Origin of the sequence: Escherichia sp. E4385, assembly GCF_963883145.1 — a bacterium.
In the GTDB taxonomy this organism is placed as follows: Bacteria; Pseudomonadota; Gammaproteobacteria; order Enterobacterales; family Enterobacteriaceae; genus Escherichia.
On sequence record NZ_CAWOOJ010000019.1, the window covers coordinates 287,171 to 311,598 of the forward strand.

The following is a 24,428-nucleotide window of genomic DNA, read 5'->3' on the forward strand; positions in this document are numbered from 1 at the left end:
TTTATGCATAATTCCTGATGAAAAACAGCCAAGCAGCCGAATATTCTGGCTGTTTTATATGATGTGTATATTTTTGCTCTGTGCACGGCGAATGATCCACAGAAAGAATTAATTAACTCAATCACTCTGTTTATTGCTTTAGTCAGAGAGATATGATTGTTGATGTGGTAAGTGACAGTTTTCAATGTCCTGAATCATCAGAAAACCTTTCGTACGGGATATACAACTTAAACTGCCCCCTCAGGAATGGCGTTGCAGAAACTGAATATAATCATCACCGGATACAGGGAAGGTTTAATCAGCGTTAGTCTTACACAGCCATATTGTCTTCTTGTTCAGAACGTGTTGTTACCTGATGTTTTTTATTGGTTGCATTGTTATAATAAAAAAATAACTCACTCACCACCTGGATGACGTATTCAATTCTTGCCAGGCAACTACCAAAATAACCATTATTGACCCCGTTATTACTACAACTGACGGCTCTTGAATGTTTTAACACCATATATTCATACAGGGCCTTTATGATTTTATTACTGCGTATTGAACTTAGTTCAATAATACACCAGAACTCATCCTCACTTACTTCTTCCATTGATATAACTGTATTTTTCTTCGATAAAACCGAATATATGTTGTGTCGGAAGCGACTGTCTGAATTTTCCTCCGTTAATCCTCTGTCTGATTCGCCTCTGAATAATGTATTCATTTTTAATGGTGCTCCTGATCTCATTTAAAAACACAACAGAAGGATGGTTATTAAGAGATAAATATGCGGAATTCTCTTACATGCACTGTTTTAGTATATGTATACAGCATTTCGTGTATTTGCTAATTGTGACATTGCATATGTTTTACACTGTACTGTTTGCGCTTATTCCATGGTCTGCGCCGTGCGGTATAAACAACTTTGCTCCAGTAGTCGCAGTCATCACCCGAGTTTGGGTGAAAATGACGGTACAGATGAAAATACAAACCTTTTTTCAGCGAGTGTCGCCCAACCTTTCAGGCAGGGATGCCATCAGCCTGTTGTTCTTCGACAACCACAGGGATATACAGTGTGCACATAACCTTACCCTGTTCATATTCAAGCACCATCACTTCAGGATCCGCCCTTCTGACAGCCCGCATTTCCGGCAATATATTCAGATACAGATAGTACATCTGTTCAATATGTGTCTCCCGTTCAGTCACAAACCGAACCTTCAGATATTTTCCTTCACTGTACGGAAACACCTTACCTTCCTGCCCTCCGGGAATGCCAATACCATTAACAACCCGATAGTGATACTTTTTATCCGATACAGGCGTTGCCCGGGTCACAACCCACAGCTCTCCCTGACGTTGTGATTTTTCACCAAATATTCGCTCCAGATACGCACGTACTGTTGCATTGTCCAGATAATTATCCACTGTTCCATAAAAGACCACTTCCTCTCCCACGACCGTTCCGCCCGACAGGAATACTTCCTCCGGTCGGGAAATCTCATACTTTTTACGTATCGAACCTGACAGGGGAAAAAACACCCACTCTGGTTTTTCACGATACTGTGTCGGGGTCATTCCGGTACTTTTCCTGAATTCCCGGTTAAACGACTGCTGGGAGTCAAACCCCACACTGAGCGCAATATCCTGATATCCCCGTTGAGAAAAGCGCAGCAGCAACGCAGCACGATTCAGTCGTCTGCGTCGGATATATTCCCCCAGCCCCATCCCCGTCACGGAATGAAACAGGCGCTGCAGATGTCGTCGACTGTACCCCGAATAAGCAGCAAGCGTAGCGATATCTGTACGACGTCCACTCTCCACTTCTGCATCAACATATTCAAGAATTTTTTCTGCCGTCATTCTGTGGAACTGATTTGCCATTTCCTTTCTCCTGTCAGGGGAGTGTGATACAGAATTTTGCTATCCTGTATGCTCTGTTTTACATGATAATCATGTTTGCCGGAAATAACTTATTCCTGGAATTACATGAATGCCGTGATTTTTCTCTGGATATATACCCCCTGATTCATATAGTAATATAACTATATATTCCGGGAGGTAACTGAACAGGCCTGCAGCAACCACTGACACAGACTCATGATAAAACAGTTCTGGTCTTACTGTTGTCCGGTTCCTGCACGGTGACCGGAGTGTTAGCGGGCACCGGTACATACTGGCGATGTGTTGTTACGTTGTGGCGTCATAAATTCACTGTTCTCCCTGTCCGACACTCAAAGTGATATGGACAGGATAAAGACATGTTTCCGAGCGATAATATAACAGCACTCAACTATTTCCGGTTCTGTCAGTATCAGGCTGTTTACCACAAAGACCAGGTTATTACGGTTTTTGTTATGTTCCCGGTGGCATGTAATATTAAATGATGCATAGCTGAACTATTATCCTATACTCGTTGTGAATATTAATTCTGGTGATAAAAGCATGCAGGCACCGTTAAAAACATTTTTTATTTCCCCTCCGGAAATACCCACTCAGCACGGCCCCGACAACATCCTGTATGACTTTAATGATGGAGCACGGGTGCTCCTTCCTGAAGGTAAATGGCATGTGCGCCTGCTGGATGCAGATTCCGGAAATATTCTTTTCTGCTGTGACATCAATAATGGCTGGGTGACCAGCAGCAAGAAATATTTTGTGCGCTTCCGTATTCAGGTATTCCGTCAGGGCGAAGAGACTCCCCTGCTGGATGAAACGCTGAACCTGACGGACCGTGATGTTCTGATTTCATTCCCCACCGGTACTCTGGGTGACCTGCTGGGCTGGTTCCCTTATGCCGAACGTTTTCAGTCCCTGCATCAGTGCCGGCTGGAGTGCACAATGGCGCAGGACATCATTGACCTGCTGGCACCACAATATCCGCAGATATGTTTCTCCACGCCGGAGAAACCACGCACAACTGAACCTTATGCAACATACCGGGTGGGGCTCTATTTTGGTGGTGACACAAATAACCAGCCGGTGGATTTTCGTCAGGTCGGTTTTCATCGTTCAGCCGGTTACATTCTGGGTGTTGACCCACGGGAAGCACCGGTCCGGCTTGACCTGTCCGCCTCCCGGACTGTCCGGGAGCCTTATGTGTGCATCGCCACACAATCCACCTGCCAGGCAAAATACTGGAATAACGGCACCGGCTGGAGTGAGGTCGTTGCTCACCTGAAATCGCTGGGCTACCGGGTGCTGTGTATTGACCGGGATGCTCATTACGGTCAGGGATTTGTCTGGAATCACATTCCCTGGGGAGCTGAAGACTTTACCGGCAGGTTTTCGCTACAGGAGCGGGTAAATCTGCTGCGTCATGCCAGTTTCTTCATTGGCCTGGCCAGCGGACTGTCATGGCTGGCATGGGCAACCGGTATTCCTGTGGTGCTGATAAGTGGCTTCAGCCTGCCGAACAGTGAGTTTTATACCCCGTGGCGGGTGTTCAACTCCCATGGTTGTAACGGATGCTGGGACGATACATCACTGAATTTTGACCATAAGGATTTTCTGTGGTGCCCGAGACATAAAAACACGGACCGGCAATTTGAATGCACCCGACTGATAACAGGCACACAGGTTAATGGCGTTATCAGCAGACTCCATGCCTCCCTGATGAAGCAGGGAGATAAAGCCTGTCTTACAAAAGGAACGAATAATGAACAAGGTTTATAACACTGTATGGAATGAATCCACCGGGATGTGGGTCGTTACCTCAGAACTGACCCGTAAAGGCGGTCGTCGTCCCCGGCAAATCAGGCGTACCGCACTGGCGGGGCTGATTGCTGGCCTGCTTCTGCCATCAGCTCCTGCTCTGGCGGTGGATTATAACAATAATATTCTGGGGAACGAAGGAACGCCCTTCACCATGTCGCTGAATGCCGGTGATACGGCGACAGATACCACCATTAACAGTGATGGGATCCAGAATGTAAACAGTGGCGGCAGCGCCACGGGTACCATTATCAACCCCAGTGGGTACCAGACGGTATACAGCGGCGGCAGCGCCACAAATACAACCATTAACAATGGCGGAATTCAGAGTGTCACTGGTGGTAGTGTCACGGATACCACCATTAACGATGGCGGGAGGCAGTGGCTCGACGACGGAGCCACTGCTACGAACACCATTATTAACAATAACGGCAGCATGAGTGTCAGGGACGGCGTTAGTGCCACAAACACTATTATTAACAATAGAGGCAGTATGGCTGTCGAAGTCGGCGGTAGTGCCACGAACACCACCATTAACAGTGGTGGTTTCCTGTCTGTCCTCGGAGGCGCCAGTGCAGTTGACGTTACTCAGAACAGCGGCGGGGCTATTTCTACAGACACCACTGCCACCCTGAGTGGTACTAACACTAACGGTAGCTTCAGTATTACCGGTGGCAGTGCCAGTAATATGCTGCTGGAGAATGGTGGATACCTGAGGGTTAATAGTGGTCATCAGGCCACAAGCACCACCATTAACAGTGGCGGTGGGCTGTCTGTCGACGGGGGCGCCAGTGCTGTTGACATTACTCAGAACAGCGGCGGGTCTATTTCTACAAACACTTCTGCCACCCTGAGTGGCACCAACACTAACGGCAGCTTTAGCATTGCCGGTGGCAGTGCCGTCAATATGCTGCTGGAGAATGGTGGATACCTGAGTGTTAATAGTGGTCATCAGGCCACGAACACCATTATTAACAATAGCGGCAGCATGGCTGTCGGCCCCGATGGTAGTGCAACGAACACCACCATTAACAGTGGTGGTAACCAGTATGTCTCCAGTGGCGGCAATACTACGAGTACCACTATTAACAGTGGTGGTGGGCTGTCTGTCGACGGGGGCGCCAGTGCTGTTGACATTACTCAGAACAGCGGTGGGGCTATTTCTACAGACACAGATGCCACCCTGAGTGGCATCAACACTAACGGCAGCTTTAGCATTGCCGGTGGCAGTGCCGTCAATATGCTGCTGGAGAATGGTGGATACCTGAGTGTTAATAGTGGTCATCAGGCCACGAACACCGTTATTAACAATAGCGGCAATATGGCGCTTCTCTATGGTGCCAGTGCTATAAGTACCACCATTAACAGTGGTGGTTACCTGTCCGTCTCCGGGGGCGCCAGTGCAGTTGACGTTACTCAGAACAGCGGCGGGGCTATTTCTACAGACACCACTGCCACCCTGAGTGGTACTAACACTAACGGTAACTTCAGTATTGCCGGTGGCAGTGCCAGTAATATGCTGCTGGAGAACGGTGGTTCTCTGAGAGTTTATAGTGGTCACCTGGCCACGAACACCATTATTAACAACGGCTGGATGGAGATCCAGGGCGGTAGTGCCACGAGCACCACTATTAACAGTGGGGGAAAACTGAATGTCTACAACGGTGGCAGTGCAGTTGACATTACTCAGAACAGCGGCGGGGCTATTTCTACAAACACTTCTGCCACTCTGAGTGGTACCAACATTAACGGCAGCTTCAGTATTGCCGGTGGCAGTGCCGTCAATATGCTGCTGGAGAATGGCGGAGATCTGTATGTTAATAGTGGCCATCAGGCCACAAACACCGTTATTAACAATAGAGGCAGCATGGATGTTGGACTCGACGGTAGTGCAACGAACACCACCATTAACAGTGGAGGAAGACTGGATGTCGCGGGCGGTAGTGCCACGAGCACCACTATTAACAGCGGAGGAAGACTGGATGTCGGGGGCGGTAGTGCCACGAGCACCACTATTAACAATAGCGGCAGCATGGCTGTCGGCCCCGACGGTAGTGCAACGAACACCACTATTAACAGCGGGGGAAGACTGGATGTCTACAACGGTGGCAGTGCAGTTGACATTACTCAGAACAGCGGCGGGGCTATTTATACAGATACCTCTGCCACCCTGAGTGGCACCAACTCTAACGGCAGCTTTAGCATTGCCGGTGGCAGTGCCGTCAATATGCTGCTGGAGAATGGTGGATACCTGAGTGTTAATAGTGGTCATCAGGCCACGAACACCATTATTAACAATAGCGGCAGCATGGCTGTCGGCCCCGACGGTAGTGCAACGAACACCACTATTAACAGCGGGGGAAGACTGGATGTCTACGGCAGTGCAGTTGACATTACTCAGAACAGTGGCGGGGCTATTTCTACAGACACCTCTGTCACTCTGAGTGGTACCAACATTAACGGCAGCTTCAGTATTGCCGGTGGCAGTGCCGTCAATATGCTGCTGGAGAATGGTGGATACCTGAGTGTTAATAGTGGTCATGACGCCAGCGACACAACTGTTGGCAGTGGCGGTATGCTGAATGTCCAGAGCGGCGGTGTACTTCGTGGCACCACCACCCTGACAGATAAAGGGACGCTCGTCGGTGATGTGGTGACAAATGAAGGAAACCTGTATTTCCTCAACAACAGTGCGGCGACCTTTGCGGGTACCCTGACGGGGAGCGGTACCCTGACCCAGGAAGGCGGAAATACCCGCTTCAGCGGACTGTTGTCTCAGGATGGCGGGATTGCTCTTCAGAGTGGCGCTGCAATGACGATGGTTACCCTTCAGGCGAACGCTAATGTGACGACACAGCCAGGCACCACCCTGACGCTGGATAACGGAAGCATCCTGACGGGGAGCGTTACGGGAGACAACTCTGGTGCAGGTGACATGACGGTTAAGGGAGCCTCTGTCTGGCATCTCGATGGTGACTCCACTGTCGGTGCATTAACGCTGGATAACGGGACTGTCGATTTCCGTCCGTCAGCCACCACGCGCCTGACGCAGGCTTTCCGGCCGGTTTCACTGGTGTCTGAAAGTCTTTCAGGTAACGGGACATTCCGGATGAACACGGATATCGCATCTCATACCGGAGACATGCTGAATGTGACGGGGAATGCCAGTGGCAATTTTGTGCTGGACATCAGAAATACCGGTCTTGAACCTGTTTCCGCAGGCACACCACTTCAGGTCGTTCATACCGGCAGTGGCGATGCTGCGTTCAGCCTGAACGGCGGGAAAGTGGATGCCGGTACCTGGGAATACTATCTGAACAAGGAAAATACTGACTGGTACCTGAAAGCTGACAGTAGTCAGCCAGGAACAGATAACCCGGGAACAGATAATCCAGGAACAGATAATCCAGGAACAGATAATCCGGTACCTCCGGTACGCCATACAACAAAATCGGCTGATGCTGTGCTGGATATGGCAACGGCACCGGTCTATGTGTTCAACAGCGAGCTTCAGAGTCTGCGTTTTCGTCACGGCGATGTCATGCAGAATACCCGTTCGCCGGGTGGTGTCTGGGGACGGTACACCGGGTCAGATACCCGTATCAGCGGTGGTGCCGGCTCAGGTTATTCACTGACCCAGAGCGGAATGGAAACCGGCGGCGACACCGTTTTTGAACTGAAGGACAGCAGACTGGCTGTGGGGGCTTTTGTATCCTATACCGATAACAGCATCAGCCATAACCGTGGTGGCAGCAGTACTGTCGGAAGTACCGGCGGTGGTCTGTATGCAACCTGGTTTAACAATGATGGTTACTATGTGGATGGCGTTATCAAAGTTAACCGTTTCAGGAACGAACTGCGCACCTGGATGAGTGACGGCACGGCAGTGAAAGGCGATTATCATCAGAATGGCTTTGGTGGCAGCCTGGAAGCAGGCAGAACCTTCAGTCTGAATGAAAACACCTGGATTCAGCCTTATCTCCGTAGTACGGCATTCCGGGCAGAATCAAAGGATATCAGTCTGGATAATGGTATGAAGGCGAAAGCAGGGACAACCAAATCACTTCAGGGTGAAGTGGGTGTGAACCTCGGGATGAATCTTGATGTTGCCGGAACTGTTGTCAGACCGTATCTGACGACGGCAGTGAGCCATGAGTTTTCGGATAACAACAGAGTCCGGATAAATGACAGCTATAACTTTACTAACGATATCTCAGGCACCACAGGGAAATACGGTGCCGGGGTGAGTGCTCAGCTGACAGCGAATGCCGGGGTGTGGGCAGAAGCGAGTTACCAGAATGGCGAGAATACAGAATCGCCAGTAACAGGTAGCGTTGGTTTCCGGATTAATTTCTGATACGGAAAAAGGGGCAGTAACGGGCGCTCTTATACTTGTTACTGCCCCTGTCGGCAAAAGGAAACAACACGCTGAAAAACGCCCGCATTCACCATCTTTACACTTGTTATTTTAAATGAACAGGGCCACAACATCCTCAGTGCTGTGGCCAGACAGAAATTAATATCCGGCGCTTCTGAGATGAATACGGGCCACTGATTCATCTTCCGCCCAGTAAATCCGTTCAGCGACCATGGCTTCGGGGTTTAGCTGTACGTCGCGTAGTACACGCTCTTTGAAGCGCAGATAACCGCCTTTATCGATAAGATGGCCCATATGGAGGTAAACCGGTTTACCCCCCAGCATTTCTTTTTCAAACTCAAACAGATTGGTGATGACCTGTTTGATGACATCCTCAGTGACCCAGTTAAGGAATAACTTACCCATGCGGGGCGTTTTTTTACCGGTTCTTCCGCCCAGACGGATCTGCCAGAACTCCTGTGGCTGACGCTGCCAGGCGAGAGTGGGACACGCCAGAACACATTCTCCGCACCCGATACAGGGCGATTCTTCCTTTGTGGCTTTGCCGTTCTTGAATGACAGACACCCCACGGCATGGTGAGCACAGGCTTTCACACAGGCGCCGCATCCAATGCAACGTTCCGCAGTAAAACGCATTCTGGCCACACCAATAATGCCAAAGTCTGACATAGACGCTTTGGCACAGTCATTCGGACACCCGGCAATGACGGTTTTCAGATGATAGGCGCTGGGATAAATCAGCTTTTCCAGTCGCCGGGATAAACCTGTGGTGTCGGTATTGGCTTTCTGGCAAATCCGGTTACCCTGGCAGGCGACAATGTTGCGTCCACCAATCGCCAGGTATCCGGCTTTCGGATCATCAACCTGAACATCACACAGCTCCATTTCAATTTCCCGAATGAAAGGTTCCAGTGCGGCATTCACTTTGTCGATATCTTCATAACGAATACCGGGCATGGCCAGTTTCTGGCGGGTAGTCAGATGGATCTGACCATTTCCCCATGTTTCCGCAATCTCGCGTGCCACCGTCAGCAGGTGAGCGGGCAGAATGCCGCCTGGTATACGAACACTTATCATGGCTTCGCCACGGACTTTGGACAGGCGATATTCATTGTTTGCCCGGGTCTTAATGATATCAATATCCACACTCATCATTTTTTCCTCAGTCTGTAAAGTGACGGGCCACGGCATAGTTGAAAACCGGACCATCGACGCAGACGTAGACATCCCCCATGCGGCAGTGACCGCATTTCCCCACTGCACAGGCCATCCGGCGTTCATAATCCACCCAGATTTGTTCCGGCTGGAGCCCTTTTTCCAGCAACATCTGTACGGTGAATTTAATCATCACGGGAGGACCAACAACAATCGCCTGCATGGTGCTGATATCTTCAAATGTCAGCGCTGCCAGATGGTCAGTGACCCGCCCGGTACGGTAACGTTCATCCGCTTTGCCTTCATCCAGGGTAAGAATGAGATTGTGGTGCCGATGCCAGTTCGCCATCTCTTGTTTATACAGCACACAGTCCCGGTTTCTGTAACCGAAAATCATGTCAAGCCGGTTGATTTCCTGCGGATTTTCGACGAAATAGCGCATCAGTCCCTTGACCGGCGCAACGCCGGTACCGCCGGCAATGACCACCAGAGATTTGTGACGGAAGGCATCGACAGGGTAGCCGTTACCATAGCAGCCACGCAGCCATACCCTGTCGCCTTCACGGAGGGTAAAAAGCGCGCCGGTCACTTGGCCGACATTGCGGATAAGCAGGTCTATCCAGCCCTCTCCGCAGTCAGAAACAGAAATGGGCGCCTCTCCGACACATGGCAGGGAGACTTGGACAAACTGTCCCCAGCGGGCCGGGAAATCGACTTCCACACGGAAATTCCACTCCTGTGGCGTATGACGGGTGATGGAAATAATGCGGTATGCAGCAGGCAACAGGCTGTGCTTTTCTTTATCGTGACAGGAACACGTTGACACAGGTTATACCTCCCCGGAGAGTGCCTGCCGGACAGCGGCAGTCATTTTATTGATAATACGTGAGAATTTAATGTACTGAGGACAACGGTCATCGCAGCGTCCGCAGCCCACGCACATATGCTCAGCACCATTGCGGGCTTTGTAATCATTGATTTTATGAAGTGCACGGTAACGTAAACGTTCTCCCGCAGACTGGCGAAAACTGTGTCCGCCGGCCATATCGCTGAAGCCCGGCACCATACAGCTGGCCCACTGGCGACGGCGTTCACCGCGCTGAGGATTTTCGTCATAAGCCACATCAAAAACGCTGTAGCAGGTACAGGTCGGACACCCGGTTGTGCAGCGCCCGCATCCAATACAGCGGCTGTTGTATTCATCCCAGAGCGGATGGTTGATAATAATGTCGCGAACTCTTTGGGGGGACTGACAGAGTTTTTCAGGGAGGGTTACCTGTTCCGGGTTTTCGCTGACGAAGACAGGCTCATATTTCGTGCTCTGTCCCATTCCCTGTAAGGCTTCTTCAAAAAAAGCATCCTTAATAAAAACACTGGCGCCGTCGTCACTGAATCGCATTGCCGCGCTGTAATGATCGGTTTTATTGCTCCCCATGGAGACACAGAAACAGTTTTCAAAACTTTGCGGGCACTCAATCAGAACAAAACGAATATGGTCGCGCAGTCGCTGATAACTGTAATCAGAATTATTTCCGTTTGATAAATACATATAATCCAGCCGCGACATGGCATTAATGTCACAGGCGCGGGCAAATATCAGTACTGGCGTGGTATCTGTCTCCGCAATCTGGATAGTGTCTTTATTAAAATAAAAGAGCGTTTCTGTTATCGGTGAAATAACCGTATTGGGTGACATGTGGGATTTCTCCTGCCAGACCAGGTCATCCCATCCCCGGATTTGCTGATAAATAATGTTATCCGTATCAGCAAAACGCCCGCCGCGAAACTCGGCAGAAGGCGCCATGACGCGCCATTGCGTGCTCAATCGCCGGATTAACAGACTGAACTCTTCAGGCGTGATTTTAACAGCCATCACATACTCCATTACCTGTCAGTGAAGGTTATATTTGAGAAAATAACGATGTTTTTTTACGCTAACGCTAAAGCGTTAACAGTAACAACGGAAAAAACAGATTTTTGTTATCACTATAATGAATAAGTGGCACTTTAATTACCCATACTGGATAACGCTGCGGGACGATGTCCACCGGAACAACAAATGCTGTTTCCGTTCACGTATACTGTACGGCGGCGGAAAGATCTGACTGCATGAAATATGCCGAAAACAAGATGACAACAGTGAGTGATTAACGAAGATATATTGTAGTGGAGAAGCCGACGAGAGTATCTGACCGGGCGATTTATGCTTTCCCTATTTATCAGCGATTGATAAAGTTTCGCCTACTGATTTTTTATACGAATTTTACTTCAGTATGGGTACACGAATTGACTGTCTGACGGATAAAAACTGTTTTACAGAACAGATGAATCGCACCGTCTTCGCCGGGGGGGGGGAATAAAAAATACATCATTGCCATATCAGCAGATTGCCCGGGAAGTGAAAACGCCCCGTGAACGGCTGAAGTATATGCCGGAGGCAGGTTTACGGGTGACCGCGCCAGACAGCCTATTCTGATTTGGCAATCAGTGTATTGCGGCTGATATCCCGGAGTTGAGAAGAGCCGGAGTGCCGGTGGTGACTACGAATTTCCACATTTGTTATGCTGCCTGCAGTCGCAAAGAAACGGACTGCCAATATTCAGAGGACGTCAATGAGGACAAATCCCCTGACAGGGAAAGCTAAAAAAATGGTTAGATACTAAGTTCCAGGTTGTCAGAATGGATGAGAGGTGCAAATACACAATTTTTACTTTTGTTGATACTTTAATACACCATCTAAAATAAGATTGTTCGCCTCCCGATGCAAAACTAATGTCTCGAGATATCCTGGTTTTAACTTCCACCATCTCATATCTTTTGCAATGCGAGAGAGGCAATGATTATGAGTAAACACAACAGCGTTTTTACTCTGATACGATAAATCTAAAATTTTCCTCACAGGTGATTCACCATTATTTGATAAACTTACTATGGTGGGGCTGACTCCATTTGAGAAAAAACAAGCTGTTTGTCTGATTCGGGTTGTGTTTGTTGAATAGAGATTATAGCTCCCGGTTATATCACTCAAATCCTTACCCAGCCGAATTGCTTTTTGCGTGCCATTGACAGTTATTCCATCTGGTTCAGAAAAACATTGATTTTTTGAACGATCACACCTTTCTCCGTGTCTTATTATAATAATGGTAGGGTATCTCTTACTAATTTCACATGCCTGCTTTATATCCAAATATCTTGGTCTTTTTAACACTGAGACAACAACTAACGCAAGCACTAAAAATGTTACCAATATTGCAAATACTGTCTTTAGTTTAACTGATGATAATCTCTCAAATGAAAACATCTATATTAACCTTTGTAATAACAGAATAGAAGTTGATAGACGAAGTTATCTTTACAGGGCAGAAGTTGCGTCTCTTCCGAATTACGGAGAGACTGTCTACCAGGAATAAATATCTTCGTCCACCTAAGGGAAGCCGTTAAATAACCCCCTGCACAATTATAAAAATCAATATCACATCAAAAAAAACCATAAGATTTCATGGAAAACATTATACAATTTTAATTATTCAAAACACAAACCAGATTTATCATCTCTTAATTTCCTACCCTTTACAAATGAAGCGAATTGACCAGCTGATAATGGGGGGGAGAAATAGTATCCCTGAAATAATTTTACCCCCTGTTTTTTTAACCAGTCATACTGCCATTTATTTTCAACACCTTCTGCAATCACTCGCAAAGAAAATTTGTTTGCAGCAAACATAACACATTCAGCCAGACGGTGTGAAGATGGTTCTTCATCCACACGATAAATGAATGAGTTCCCTATTTTCATAAATTCTGCATTAACCCTGGATAACATATCAAGATTTGAATATTTTGTTCCAAAATCGTCCAGTGCCACAGATATATTTTCCCTATCCAGATTATCAAGAAATATATTATCTTCTGAAGAGTTCCCCCATTCTCTGTGCTCCGTCAATTCACAAACCAGCACAGGGCAGAGTTGAATAAGACGCTTCTGGAGCAGTTTACATGCACAAATCATTTCCGCTGAATTATTGTCTGGCGCCCCCGCATTAAAAGTGATTAACATACCAACCGGCAAAAATGGTTTTAAAGACAGTAAAATATCGGCGGTCTTTCTTAATAGTATATTTGTCATAAATCCGGATAGTCCGGCATGAACCACCTGAGAAATAAACAGGTCGGGAGATAACACCCTGCCATCTGGCATATTCCAGCGTGCCAGAACTTCAACACCACATAAATTAGAGTCAGCATCCACTACGGGCTGAAAAAATGGCAAACATTCCTCAGCCATATGTAGCTTACTGGAAAATATATTATAACAGTCAGAGTTACTGTACATGTCCACCCCTGCTAAAGGATAGCTGCAGACTAAAGTAGTTGTATACCATATTGTTATTCGGTGCATAAATAAAGAGATTACTTTTTCTCATTCAGGACCTGTGTTCAGTAATCTCTTTATGGCAGAGTCCCTGTTGTATCTGATTGGCACTCTGCTCATTTTATTACGGATATGTGGCAGAAATATTCACTGGTATAACAAAATTCCCGGGTTTAGTCGCATTTACTCGGTATTCAAACTGAAATGTCGCATCGTAACTTTGCCCTGCATAGTTCGGATTCACAGGTTCCGGTAATGTGAGGGTATAGTCCGTTGTGGTATTCGCAACATTTGATGTGAACTCTATTTTCGATGGCATAAACCCATTGAGTGTGAGCTCGGCATGATCGACAGCGATAGTTCCCATCGGGGATTGTAGCGTTGCAGATGTCGGTGTTACTGACATCGAATTGACAGCACTGGTTACGTAATGTCCCGTTGCATTAATATAAGAACCATCATCACCACGACACATACGAATAGTTATATCAAATCTTTCAGGTCCCCCATCCACGGTCACCGGAGTAGGAAAGCTCACGGCTTGTGAACCATACCATCCCGTCCCAATTCCTGTTTTACGCCAGCTCTGTCCTGAGGGAAGCCATTGACCAAATTTCCCCCCCCAGTCACTCTTCCTACCAACCTGTGATGCAATCCCATTAAAATCTGTCACAGGCACGTTTTCGAGGTATGTCTGATTTCCATTAAAATGAGATGTTAACCCCATTTGCACATTCCAGTCGACATTATTTTGTGCTGAAGTAATAACACCACTGCTGAATGCACAGTCACCAGTAACACTACTGACTTCATAATTGTTATCCTGGTTATTAAACTGTAGCTTATATATTTTACTGGTTTTTCTGTAAGACGATTGTGTTATAAGATTTTTTTCGTATATAACAGTCGCAAAAACCGGTGATGAAGAGATGATCCCCACACATAAAAAAAGGAAAGTGAATACATTCAAAAAACAGGGCTTAAACGTAAAGTTAAAGTTCCGCACTTTTACCGCGATTTGCGCAAAATTAACAAAGCATCTTTTTAACATTATAATGGACTCTTTTGCTGAAATGAGTTTCATTAAAATCTCCCGTTCTGAATAGCAATCCAATCGACTGGTGTAATGCCTGACTATTCTGTATCAAAGCAACAGTCACGAATCTTGCGTATTCATGGATATCTCTGATATGCATTTTTATCATTCATGACGGAAACTCTCACATTTCATGAATATTCATCAAAAATGACGTCGTGCAGGTCGGTGCTATGACGGATAATATATGAACATTCGGAACTCCCATAAGAGAACACAGGCGAGAGCGCCAGTAATAATGCTTCCGGTCTTTGTTTGCTGATGGTTTTCGGGATAGTTTCTGAAGAAAACTTATTCTGTCCATACACTCTTTCTTATATATGTAAAAGGGCGTGGGCGCTTCATCCCGCCCCCCTCCTGCTGTTTTTATAATACTGTCTTTCAACACTGCCAGCGGCAGGGAACCGTCGACAATATTTATTGTTGAAAATAATCGTTGCATCTCTTTCACCTGTCCGGGAACCAGAAATATTGTCCTGCAGTAGCGCACATCATCAGATGCTCTGAACATTGAGAATAAAGACAACCAGTTCAAAAGTGGCACTGCACTCAGCGCTATTATCAGAATATCTCCTTTGGTCGGTTCGGTTTCTTTCCTGAGTCTGACATCATAATTTTCTGCTTTCAGCAGTGCGCTTAACCCCAGCATCTCATACTCACAGAAACCATCTATAATGATTCGTTGTTGTATCATAAATACATTATGGATATATAACTTCAAATGTCACTGCAGCCTTAACCGGACCAAACTGATCTGTGTTATGGACTTCCGTTACCGGTGTAATGACACACTGGCGCTCACCGGTTGTGGCAGTACTGTCACTGCAGAATGCATCAGGATCCTGCCCTGTCAGTTTTACAGGCGTATTATTGTTCTCCAGCCATAAATATGTTCCATTAGGCTGACTATCCTTTGTTAGCAACATTTGCAGCTTATCATTTGACGATTCCAGTTGCCCCAGTGAAACAGAACCTTTAATTGCCGTCTTTACTGGTATATTCCCTGCACATGTCCACTTTATTTCAAGCGGTGAGTGTTTTTTCGCTGCTCCCGGTGTTAATGTTCCCAGGCTATAAAATTGCGTTGGGATGGATATATCACAACTGGGGGCAGTGAATGTTGCATTAATGGTAAATGTGGCCGTTTTGGTATCTGCACTCCGGACATTCGCAGAAAAGCCGACAACACTCACAGATAATGCCGCTATCAGCACAGGATTAATGAATTTCATAATTCTGTACTCCCCCCCAGTCATTTATCGCGGCAATGTTAAGGCTCCCACGGACACTAACCCCCAGAGATACACTGCTAAAGGGTGCCAGTAGCGTTAATTCTTTTGTAACCTTATCGCTGAGTTTCAACTCCCTGCCATTGGTTTGCACACCGACAACTGCCATATAGTAGGGGGTGGGGTTTTTAATCCAGGTTATATCCCCCCTTTGCTCCATGGTCAGTTTCTTCTCAGCATTTTCCCTCCCGTTCTTAAGACCGGATGGACGATAAATCAGCTTCACTCTGGAGTTCATCGCTATCGCCAGAACACTGCCATGGCTTTCTTTAACATCTGGTTTTGGCGGTACTTCCTGTACATTCAACCAGAATAACGATTCACGGTCTGTGGGTAATGAGGAATCTGTTTTCATGATTCGGATAATCTGTTTTTGTTTTGCGCCGACTTTAAAAAAAGGAGGCTGAGGAACCATGTAGATACCGTTTCCCTCACTGGTATTATCCACCCATACCTGCCCCCCATACATCTGACCGGCATTATTGGTGACTTCAAAGGTAATATTTTTTTTATTTTCATCATAAATGAAGCGCGTCCCATTCAGTACAAACGCAGCCATAGCCTGGCTACAGAATGCGAATGAGAGCACAGCTGCAATCGCCGTTTTAGCTACTTTATTCACAACGAATCTCCTGAACTTTATTGGTGTTAGCCTGTAAACCTTTCATGGAAAAATGACACTGCATTCCATTTCCCATATCAATGCGGATCTTTTCTGGTTCAGTCAGCATATTCATTAGCAGAACACCGTTTGTGGATATAAACCCGGCATTCAGTCCCTGTTCTGTGGTGGCTTCACCACCTGTAAGGTATTTACCCTGCTTATCCTTCACACGCAGGATGTAACGAAGTACGTTCTCAAAACCAAATTTTCGGTAAACCATCGCCTTTTCAGTCGGAACCACTTTGTAGGATGTCGTGCTGAAATCCATGTCGTCAGGGACGTTTTCCATGTTAATGTTAATGCTGTTTTCTGCATACCCGGACAACCACACTACAGTGTTACCATTTCGGTCAGTGGGCATGGAGTTGTTGAACTTGATTCCACTGACACCCGGTACGCTGACAATAGCGACAGTATCGGAAGACTCTTTTGTAAAGAGAGGTCCGGTTTCGCGGGTCCCTAACACAGAGCCGGAGATGCCCCCGGAGAAGCTGGTCTGTCCCTCACCCTGGCGCGAATGTGTCTGCGATACTCCAATATTTGTCTGAACAGCGTCAAACGCATAGCTGGCCGATGCCGATGCGCCCCGCTGACCACGGGAACTGATATCCGCATTGAGGTTATAGTTAACGCGATCATTCACTGAAGCTGAAATGCTTGTATTGAACGTTGAACCATTGCTCCGGTTATATCCCACACTGTTACTGGCGTAATGCTGTATCCCTCTGAAGTCAAAAGGTATGCTGACACTCACCGACGCTGAATAATCCGCTTTATCAGTATTTGCGTAACGGTTATATGAACCGTTCAGGAACACAGATACCGAATCAAAAGCTGAAGTGCTCAGCGACAAGGTCGCCCCGGTATCACTCCCGTCTCTGTCCCAGTAATTCTGGTGCCACCACGCTCCACTCAGATAAGTCGTATCAAACCGATGAGACAGGCGCGCCTCATACCGTGATTTCTGATTACCGTGAATAAAAGTGCGATGGGGATCAAATTCTGCATAATCCACATACCCTTTGTCCTGATAACGATATGTCAGAAGCTGCAGGTCTGTTCTGTCTGTAAAGTTTTTGGCATACTTGACACTGACGTTCTGGCCTTTCTTTTCATCCCCATTGTTATAGCGGGCTTTAGCTGTCTGGGCACTCAGGGATAACGCCCCCAGCTCACCAAACGGTTTCGTTACGCCAATCCCTGCCGACTGATAGCGATTGTTTAACAGTATTGCCGAATTCAGCGTTGCGCTGGAAAAACCATAGTCAACACTGCCCAGCCAGAAGAGTCCGGTATCCGACGAGAACGCCTTATTCAGTTCATTACTTTGATTTTTCTTACCCATGGCAAAGTCGTACTGGAAATCACCTGGCCTTAACAACGTCGGCAGAGTAGTGACCGGATAAACCTGAACCGTCTTATGCCCGTTATCATCCTCTAACGTTACAACCAGATCGCCATTTCCGGTTGGCCGCAAGTCATCAAGACGATAAGGGCCTGCCGGAACCATACGGGAATAAATCGTATAGCCGTTCTGGGTCACGGTAACCCGTGACGGGCCTGAAGCGATCCCCGAAATATCCGGTGCATATCCGCGTGCCTCCCACGGGCGCATGTTACTGTTAGAGCGAACTGATACGCCATAAAAATTAAAATCAGAAAATAACTCTGTCTGAGTTTGCGATTTTCCCAGTAATAAATCTCCCTGGATTTGACTGATTGCCGTGGACAATGTCATATCACTGGAGGTGAATTCTGTTTCTCCTCCTGAGCGGGATACGTTAATATTACTGGATAATACCCATCGCCCGACATTGAAACCAAGGTCAAAATTTCCGAAGGCATTTAATTTGTCATTTGTTGTTTTATTGAAGTTAGCATAATACTTCAGCCGTCCTCCGGTAACACCATAATCCCATCGTGACGGGTCACTTTTACTGAGCAGATAAGCCTGGGGAATATCAAGCAGCAGTTTCTGCGCACTGTAATCAAAAACTACCTGTGTATGATTTTTTTTAGCCAGCTCATAACAGTTTTTTTCTCTGTTATAAACATCATCATATTTACTGGCATCCAGCATTACACCTGCACTGTTTATCCATTCCGGAGAGAAACAGAGCATATTGTTTTTTTCATCTGCCGGTGTAATGCTTAACTCAGCCGTACCGGTTTTTTCATTGTTAACAAATACATCCACACTGTATTGTCCCTGAGGATAAGCATAATCAGATTTTAGAATCGAAGGAATTATGCTGGTCCCCTGGATAAAATCCAGATTTAAGTCCGTAGCATATCCGAGATGCGTATAAATACTCATCGCTAACAAAGAAATCTTTGGTAGTCGCGATAAGCTCATATCATCCTCCATCGGCTTATATTTGTTATCTGTTTAAGGTATTCTTAATACCGCTAATGAATAGCATCAGCGGTATCGGTGAGATTAGTTATAAGTTATTGCGTAGGCAGCAACGCCCTGATAATCGCCAGGGGTAGTTCCACCTTTCAATTTTGCCTGGAATTTAAAACCATCCGTATTAGCATTATTTGCATCAAATTCAATACTGGTATTAGAAGATGTTACCTGAGTGTTTGCTGTGTTTTGTGCATTCATTGCTGTCAGTTTTACGACAGCGTCGGTAGCCTTACCGGTACTATTTTTCAAGCCTTCGGCATCAAAGTTGCCATACCATGTTATGGTTGCAGTCTTACCTGCCAGGTTACCACACTGTGTTGGATTAACGGGTTTAAATGAGAATTCCGTCGGTGTCTGGCTTTCTGCATTTGGAGCCACAGTGCCCAGCTGAATAACATCCGTCATGCTACCGCCATTATTTACAGCAACATCGCAGGTTACGGATGTAACGTTACCAAAAAAATGAACTTCGCTTTGCTGTGCTGCGTTAACAGTAGCAGTAGCGAATACCAGAGCGATAAGAGAACCAAGATATAATTTATTCATAACTTAAAACTACCATTGTTGACATTACTTGGGTGATTTTATATGTGTGTTACAAAAACACGCATATATAAAACATTTGTGAAAGTATGTTTTCTTTATTTTATAAAACCACTTAATTTACTTCATTTTCAGGCGTTTTGCAGAGAGAGAATAACTCATTAACTACCTGAATAACATGTTCCACTCTTGCCAGACAACTTCCGAAATATCCATTGCTGACTCCATTATTATTGCAACTAACGCTCCTTGGATGTTTTAAAACCAGATAATCATACAAAGCCTTTATAACTTTATCGCTACGAATAGAACACAACTCAACAATACACCAGAATTTATCTTCACTTATTTCTGTTGTTGGTATGACTGTGTTTTTCTTTGATAAAATTGAACTGAAGCGATGTCGACAATAACCACCTGAAAGATCTTCCACCCTCCCTCCTTTCTTTCTTTTCATTAAAAAAAGAAGCAACAAAAAAATAAGTACCACCCGACCTCTTTTTAAATAATAACAAACCAAAGCGGCTGAAAAAACAATCAACTTTGGTTACTAAGACCAAAGACATAAAACAAAACAGAATAAAAAACCAAAAAAAACAAAAAAAATAGATTAAAAATCTATTTTTTTCAAATTTTATAGCACCATTATTCGTTTTATTAGTTGACAATGTCTTTTATATGGCAATAAATTGTCTATTTTTATCATTTACATAACCTAAATTTTATATAAAGCTTATCTAAAATTCCGATTAACCTTGGTGGGAAATTATCTCCTCCACACTAAACTACCTATTATTAGGTAGTCGATTAGTAAGTATAAGAATTATTATCAGGTTAGATAACTACTAGATCAGTCTTTCACTTTAAACATCTGATACAAGTCGTAGACTAATAATTAAAGAAATCTTCCTTCCTCTATGATGCATTAAGGCTTCGTATCTCCATAAGGATGTTTCCGTAAATAAAGGGGAAACATCCCTCAGGGGAATGTTTCCCCTGAGAAGTGACTGGTTGATTAAATCAACGTTGGTAAAGTGGGCTACGCCACCAGCGCCTGCTCCCGCAGCACCAGGTATTCAAACGCTTCCCGGGCAAACCGAGCGGCACGAAACACAGCGCGGTTATCTTCCTTTAGCGTTTGCAGCCACGACGCGATATAGCTGTCATGTTGCAAATCGCCCTGAATGCCAAGTTCTGCACACAAAAAGGCCGATCCCATCTCCGCAATCAGCTCTTCAAATCCATAAACCGGATCACCAAACTTACCCGAGCCAGAGACAATGCCCTCACGCGCCAGTCGCGAAGCGTGGCCGGTAGAATGCACCAGTTCATGCAGCAACGTGCTGTAGTAGTCGCCCACCGAATTAAATTGGGCCGCTTCTGGCATCATAATGTGGTCCACACTCGGGCGGTAATATGCGCGATCCTGATAGCTATGCATTACTGGCACACCGCTACAGGCCGCTATCTGTTCAGCGCGAGCGATACGATCCACTTTGGGTAAAACTGGAATGTTCGGATAATGCTTATCGGGCAGGTTTTCACACTGTTCAACATTGAAGAGGTGGAAGCTGGTCATAAAACAGCGATCCCGTATGACCGCCTCGCCATCCTCATCAAACACCGGCTGGCCACTGTTATCCGTTGCCTCCTTCTGGAACGGTTTAAACAGCGTCACCAGCGTCGATTTTTCACCTTTCCGGACATTACCACCGGTATCCAGCGCCTGCTTGAACGTCAGCCAGCGATTGGAATGAAACCCCTTATCGGCAGCATCGATCCATAACAGCATTACGTTAATACCGCTGTAGTTCCGGCCAGTTATAGCGTTAGCAGGCAAACCTTCCTTTCCGGTTTGCCACGCTTTACGCCAGGGGGACGTCCCGTTTTCCAACGCCATAATAATCTTGTCGGTTACGGTCTGGAACAAATCCTGTCGTGGGGCAGAATTACGGTGAGTTGTTTTCTTCGTCATATGCTATTCCCGTCAATAAAAAACGGGAATGGCTCCCAGACGGGGAACAATCCCCGTTGGGTTAAAGTAAAAATCAACCAATTAATCAGTTATTAACCATTCATTCAGTTCATCCTGAAAAGAAAAATCCCAAACGCCTGGGCATACTGTCCTGGCCAGTTTAATAACTTCATCGTAAAAAGCCTTACATGAAGGATGTTTATAGCGTGATAAATCGCCATTACATCCCTCTATAAAAGTTCGGGCCAGCCTGGAAATCTGCCACTGATTATCAGTGATATTGCTCTCATCTGGTTCCATTTTAAGACCCAGACGCTCGTATGCGGCAACGGTCAACAATTCCCCCTCAAGATTTGCCAGCTCACATAAAGCGTCTATAGAAAAGAGTTTCTCTAGCATTAAAAAGGAACTAGCTCCGGATAAGGCAGCCATAATTTCGACCGATTCAGCGTGCTTTAGTGCATAATCGCGTAGAGCGAAGCAAAGACGAATGTCTTCGTCATCTTCATTAAGGATGGAAAGTTCTCCCAGTGCCAATAAAGACAACGTGATACCAAAAGCCTCTGCAGTCATTGCACCTTCATAGCCATTTCCTGGCACGCTGACACGATACGTCAAAGCCCCTATAGGCACGGTATAAAAGCTATTGTTTGACAATCCGCGACCTTCCCAGCGAACCGGAGCGGCATTACAGTAATCAACACTAAGTTCATCAGCCCAATCATAAAAGAATGATTCGCGTTGACGAGATTTTATAAATTCATGGAACACAGAATCAAAATCACAGTGTTCTGTTACCCGGATGTTTTGTTTCGTTGCCATAAAAAATCCTCGCAGGTTAAGGGCGGGGATTGCTCCCTTTCGGGAAATCAATCCCCGTAAGGGTCAAGTTAAGATTTAAGCAAGACAGCCGTACTGGTGCCTGAAGCCATGTTCCGTCAATGTTCTTTCTAATTTCCGGACCGCATCAAGCATTTCATCGCATTCGCTGTTAGTCATGGCAAAGTCACGCATCGTGTTCCATGTCAGACATTGAGTCAGATGCGATAATGCCAGCGCTTCGTCGTCAGTCAGTTCAAGCTGAAGTGTCATCTCTCATTCTCCCAGGGTTACAACCAGCACATCGTCAACATATCTGGCGACAAAGTTTTGCGTCCGTTCAGCAGTCTCACCTCCCAGACGGACAAATAGTGTCAGCGAAAATGTCACCTGCTGAGTGTCGGGATCTGGACGATGGTTCCAGGCATCCTGTGCGGCTTTAATCAGCGCAAACTGCCGACGTTCCCACTGGGAAAAATCAAACACTTCAATAGCGTGTTCCCAGGCCGGGAGCGTGATAGAAACAGGCGTAAATGCCAGAGATAAGCGATTAGTCATCGGTGTATTCCTTACGTAAAAAAGGGAACACCGATCCCCTGTGGGAAGCGTGTTCCCTTAGGGCGAGTGAAAATATTGATAGCGGAAAATCCGCTGTGGTCAGAAGTGTACCTTCATCGCGAAAGCGACCGCTGTTTTCAAAGGCTAAACAGCGTTACCGCCCGAAGGCATCGTCTCTCAGGTCACGACGATTTTGGCTGGTAATCACCCGAAGGCGTCCCTCTCAGATTACCGGACGGGACATTGGCTGTTGTCGGAGACAACGAGTTAGCGTTTAAATGCTATCGCTTATATTCCACAGAGGCAAGCTGGTTTAATTAATCCTCGATATCTGGTTTATTATAGACACGTTCAATATAACGCCCCCGACCATCACCGTGCCCCAGATCCATAGACACCATTGCTTTCGCCTCATCGTCACTCATCCCCTTGCTTTTATGATATTCCATCGCTTCACCTGCCCAGGCATATCGCAAACTATGAGGCGCATATTTCCCTACTAATCCCGCATCTCTGACAATATTTCGATAGCGGTCAATCGCTGATTTCAGATCCGGTTTATCAACCAGCTTACCATTATTTTCAGTAGCAACTTTCAGAGCATAATTGACCGCGCTTAGCATTTTATCGCGATCGATAATCGTCGTATCTCTTGGTCGCCCTCCTTTTGTACCAAATACAATCCTGATACGATCATCACCACGCAATATTGCACGTTGCCAGGTTTTTAATGATTTAACAGATTGCACCGCTTCTTCTGTCCTCAGACCAAAACAACGAGCAACCTGCATCGCAGCTGCTACGCCAACGTCTTGCTTATCTGAATAAGCGAACGCTGCGAGAAAGCGTTCGCTACTAATTGCGACTTTAGTACCGTCACGACTGGCATCAGATAATCCGAGAGCTGAATTACTTAATTTCTCGTGACCAGGATCGGCAAGTTTTGTCCGGCCAGCAACGGCCAGAATATTTCTGATTGCGGCAATCTCATTCTGCATTGTTCTTTTGGATATCCCTTCGGCTTGGCGACTCTTCACATACAGCTCAATATGATTGGTTTTTATATGCTTCACATCCCGGATCTGAATATTTAATTTAGCTATTCTCTCCGCTACACGGGAGGCGATCTTTGAACGATCCGCGATAGTCTTGAACCCACCACCTCCCTGCCTTGCCAGCGTAACCAGCTGCTTACTTAATTTCGACATACCTGTCCCCTTTCACAAAGAAATACAGATCAAGCTCTTCTCCAGAAATATGGAAACGAGCGCGATCTATATTCTGAATTTTCATACAGAACATGAGTGATACATCTGGCCCCGACGGCACGGTTAGGTTTTGCGCTTCCTGCATCTCGACGGGTATCTGTGCATCGGGGTGACAATATGTTGAGTTTTTACGAGGTTCCCCAGCTCGCTGAGCTGTTCGCGGCGTATGCCGTCCTGACGTTAGTCAGACTACCTCCAT

Annotated in this window: 21 protein-coding genes and 1 pseudogene; 3 read left to right on the top strand and 19 right to left on the bottom strand. The window is 46.3% G+C overall.

The window, feature by feature from the left end; translation table 11 throughout:
- Positions 1–310: 310 nt before the first annotated feature.
- Positions 311–709, bottom strand: a complete 399-nt coding sequence (locus AACS80_RS20265; protein WP_240727156.1) for an adhesin biosynthesis transcription regulatory family protein — start codon at positions 707–709, stop codon at positions 311–313.
- A 296-nt stretch (positions 710–1,005) separates the two neighbouring features.
- Positions 1,006–1,869 (bottom strand): helix-turn-helix domain-containing protein, encoded by an 864-nt coding sequence (locus AACS80_RS20270; protein WP_135410387.1) that lies wholly within the window; start codon positions 1,867–1,869, stop codon positions 1,006–1,008.
- 561 nt (positions 1,870–2,430) lie between these two features.
- Between AACS80_RS20270 and AACS80_RS20275 the strand changes: the two genes are divergently transcribed.
- On the top strand, positions 2,431–3,660 hold the full coding sequence (locus AACS80_RS20275) for an autotransporter strand-loop-strand O-heptosyltransferase (protein WP_138183947.1): 1,230 nt from the start codon (positions 2,431–2,433) through the stop codon (positions 3,658–3,660).
- Complete coding sequence (locus AACS80_RS20280) at positions 3,644–8,056, top strand: AIDA repeat-containing protein (protein WP_135410389.1); 4,413 nt, start codon at positions 3,644–3,646, stop codon at positions 8,054–8,056. The genes AACS80_RS20275 and AACS80_RS20280 overlap by 17 nt, the downstream gene beginning before the upstream one ends.
- 159 nt (positions 8,057–8,215) lie before the next feature.
- On the opposite strand, the gene asrC is transcribed toward AACS80_RS20280, so the two are convergent.
- Genes asrC through asrA form a run of 3 tightly spaced genes read right to left on the bottom strand, consistent with a single transcriptional unit; the run spans position 8,216 to position 11,105 of the window.
- Complete coding sequence (gene asrC / locus AACS80_RS20285; RefSeq protein WP_138183971.1) at positions 8,216–9,229, bottom strand: sulfite reductase subunit C; 1,014 nt, start codon at positions 9,227–9,229, stop codon at positions 8,216–8,218.
- Between the two features lie 10 nt (positions 9,230–9,239).
- Positions 9,240–10,058 carry an anaerobic sulfite reductase subunit AsrB gene (gene asrB, locus AACS80_RS20290; protein WP_135410390.1) on the bottom strand — a complete coding sequence of 273 codons (819 nt, stop codon included), beginning with the start codon at positions 10,056–10,058 and terminating at the stop codon, positions 9,240–9,242.
- 3 nt (positions 10,059–10,061) lie between these two features.
- Positions 10,062–11,105 (bottom strand): anaerobic sulfite reductase subunit AsrA, encoded by a 1,044-nt coding sequence (gene asrA, locus AACS80_RS20295; protein ID WP_138183949.1) that lies wholly within the window; start codon positions 11,103–11,105, stop codon positions 10,062–10,064.
- Between the two features lie 441 nt (positions 11,106–11,546).
- On the opposite strand from asrA, the pseudogene AACS80_RS20300 reads away from it, so the two are divergent.
- Positions 11,547–11,876, top strand: a pseudogene (locus AACS80_RS20300) (hypothetical protein); the annotation flags it as partial.
- A 63-nt stretch (positions 11,877–11,939) separates the two neighbouring features.
- Here the strand turns inward: AACS80_RS20300 and AACS80_RS20305 are convergent.
- From AACS80_RS20305 to AACS80_RS20370, 14 genes are all read right to left on the bottom strand, one after another.
- Entirely contained in the window at positions 11,940–12,533 is a 594-nt protein-coding gene (locus AACS80_RS20305; protein WP_138183951.1) for a lipopolysaccharide core heptose(II)-phosphate phosphatase, read from the bottom strand.
- 222 nt (positions 12,534–12,755) lie between these two features.
- Positions 12,756–13,565 carry an EAL domain-containing protein gene (locus AACS80_RS20310; protein ID WP_138183952.1) on the bottom strand — a complete coding sequence of 270 codons (810 nt, stop codon included), beginning with the start codon at positions 13,563–13,565 and terminating at the stop codon, positions 12,756–12,758.
- Between the two features lie 163 nt (positions 13,566–13,728).
- A complete protein-coding gene (locus AACS80_RS20315; RefSeq protein WP_138183953.1) occupies positions 13,729–14,688 on the bottom strand; it encodes a hypothetical protein in 960 nt (319 codons plus the stop codon).
- A gap of 136 nt (positions 14,689–14,824) precedes the next feature.
- Positions 14,825–15,394 (bottom strand): hypothetical protein, encoded by a 570-nt coding sequence (locus AACS80_RS20320; protein WP_135410524.1) that lies wholly within the window; start codon positions 15,392–15,394, stop codon positions 14,825–14,827.
- A gap of 7 nt (positions 15,395–15,401) precedes the next feature.
- Entirely contained in the window at positions 15,402–15,932 is a 531-nt protein-coding gene (locus AACS80_RS20325; protein ID WP_138183954.1) for a fimbrial protein, read from the bottom strand.
- The gene (locus AACS80_RS20330) at positions 15,919–16,611 is read right to left on the bottom strand and encodes a fimbrial chaperone (protein ID WP_138183955.1); all 693 of its coding nucleotides are present in this window, start codon (positions 16,609–16,611) and stop codon (positions 15,919–15,921) included. Before AACS80_RS20330 ends, AACS80_RS20325 begins: the two co-directional genes overlap by 14 nt.
- On the bottom strand, positions 16,604–19,009 hold the full coding sequence (gene pefC / locus AACS80_RS20335; protein WP_138183957.1) for a PefC/AfrB family outer membrane usher protein: 2,406 nt from the start codon (positions 19,007–19,009) through the stop codon (positions 16,604–16,606). The genes AACS80_RS20330 and pefC overlap by 8 nt, the downstream gene beginning before the upstream one ends.
- A gap of 84 nt (positions 19,010–19,093) precedes the next feature.
- A complete protein-coding gene (locus AACS80_RS20340; protein WP_135410391.1) occupies positions 19,094–19,612 on the bottom strand; it encodes a fimbrial protein in 519 nt (172 codons plus the stop codon).
- Between the two features lie 112 nt (positions 19,613–19,724).
- Complete coding sequence (locus AACS80_RS20345; RefSeq protein ID WP_135487875.1) at positions 19,725–20,042, bottom strand: PapB/FocB family fimbrial expression transcriptional regulator; 318 nt, start codon at positions 20,040–20,042, stop codon at positions 19,725–19,727.
- Positions 20,043–20,648: 606 nt separating this feature from the next.
- A complete protein-coding gene (locus AACS80_RS20350; protein ID WP_135410393.1) occupies positions 20,649–21,584 on the bottom strand; it encodes an ArdC family protein in 936 nt (311 codons plus the stop codon).
- A gap of 81 nt (positions 21,585–21,665) precedes the next feature.
- The gene (locus AACS80_RS20355) at positions 21,666–22,406 is read right to left on the bottom strand and encodes an antirestriction protein (RefSeq protein ID WP_240730959.1); all 741 of its coding nucleotides are present in this window, start codon (positions 22,404–22,406) and stop codon (positions 21,666–21,668) included.
- Between the two features lie 75 nt (positions 22,407–22,481).
- Positions 22,482–22,676 carry a DUF7706 family protein gene (locus AACS80_RS20360; protein WP_135410396.1) on the bottom strand — a complete coding sequence of 65 codons (195 nt, stop codon included), beginning with the start codon at positions 22,674–22,676 and terminating at the stop codon, positions 22,482–22,484.
- A gap of 3 nt (positions 22,677–22,679) precedes the next feature.
- Entirely contained in the window at positions 22,680–22,961 is a 282-nt protein-coding gene (locus AACS80_RS20365; RefSeq protein WP_079497156.1) for a hypothetical protein, read from the bottom strand.
- 317 nt (positions 22,962–23,278) lie between these two features.
- Positions 23,279–24,169 carry an integrase domain-containing protein gene (locus tag AACS80_RS20370; RefSeq protein ID WP_135410397.1) on the bottom strand — a complete coding sequence of 297 codons (891 nt, stop codon included), beginning with the start codon at positions 24,167–24,169 and terminating at the stop codon, positions 23,279–23,281.
- Between the last annotated feature and the right edge of the window lie 259 nt (positions 24,170–24,428).

Coding starts and splice junctions, on each gene's coding strand:
- AACS80_RS20280 (WP_135410389.1), top strand. CDS start 3,644: ATGAACAAGGTTTATAACACTGTATGGAATGAATCCACCGGGATGTGG.
- AACS80_RS20275 (WP_138183947.1), top strand. CDS start 2,431: ATGCAGGCACCGTTAAAAACATTTTTTATTTCCCCTCCGGAAATACCC.
- asrC (WP_138183971.1), bottom strand. CDS start 9,229: ATGAGTGTGGATATTGATATCATTAAGACCCGGGCAAACAATGAATAT.
- AACS80_RS20360 (WP_135410396.1), bottom strand. CDS start 22,676: ATGACACTTCAGCTTGAACTGACTGACGACGAAGCGCTGGCATTATCG.
- AACS80_RS20305 (WP_138183951.1), bottom strand. CDS start 12,533: ATGTTTTCATTTGAGAGATTATCATCAGTTAAACTAAAGACAGTATTT.
- AACS80_RS20265 (WP_240727156.1), bottom strand. CDS start 709: ATGAATACATTATTCAGAGGCGAATCAGACAGAGGATTAACGGAGGAA.
- AACS80_RS20325 (WP_138183954.1), bottom strand. CDS start 15,932: ATGAAATTCATTAATCCTGTGCTGATAGCGGCATTATCTGTGAGTGTT.
- AACS80_RS20370 (WP_135410397.1), bottom strand. CDS start 24,169: ATGTCGAAATTAAGTAAGCAGCTGGTTACGCTGGCAAGGCAGGGAGGT.
- AACS80_RS20315 (WP_138183953.1), bottom strand. CDS start 14,688: ATGAAACTCATTTCAGCAAAAGAGTCCATTATAATGTTAAAAAGATGC.
- AACS80_RS20355 (WP_240730959.1), bottom strand. CDS start 22,406: ATGGCAACGAAACAAAACATCCGGGTAACAGAACACTGTGATTTTGAT.
- AACS80_RS20270 (WP_135410387.1), bottom strand. CDS start 1,869: ATGGCAAATCAGTTCCACAGAATGACGGCAGAAAAAATTCTTGAATAT.
- AACS80_RS20310 (WP_138183952.1), bottom strand. CDS start 13,565: ATGTACAGTAACTCTGACTGTTATAATATATTTTCCAGTAAGCTACAT.
- AACS80_RS20340 (WP_135410391.1), bottom strand. CDS start 19,612: ATGAATAAATTATATCTTGGTTCTCTTATCGCTCTGGTATTCGCTACT.
- AACS80_RS20350 (WP_135410393.1), bottom strand. CDS start 21,584: ATGACGAAGAAAACAACTCACCGTAATTCTGCCCCACGACAGGATTTG.
- asrA (WP_138183949.1), bottom strand. CDS start 11,105: ATGGCTGTTAAAATCACGCCTGAAGAGTTCAGTCTGTTAATCCGGCGA.
- AACS80_RS20365 (WP_079497156.1), bottom strand. CDS start 22,961: ATGACTAATCGCTTATCTCTGGCATTTACGCCTGTTTCTATCACGCTC.
- AACS80_RS20320 (WP_135410524.1), bottom strand. CDS start 15,394: ATGATACAACAACGAATCATTATAGATGGTTTCTGTGAGTATGAGATG.
- pefC (WP_138183957.1), bottom strand. CDS start 19,009: ATGAGCTTATCGCGACTACCAAAGATTTCTTTGTTAGCGATGAGTATT.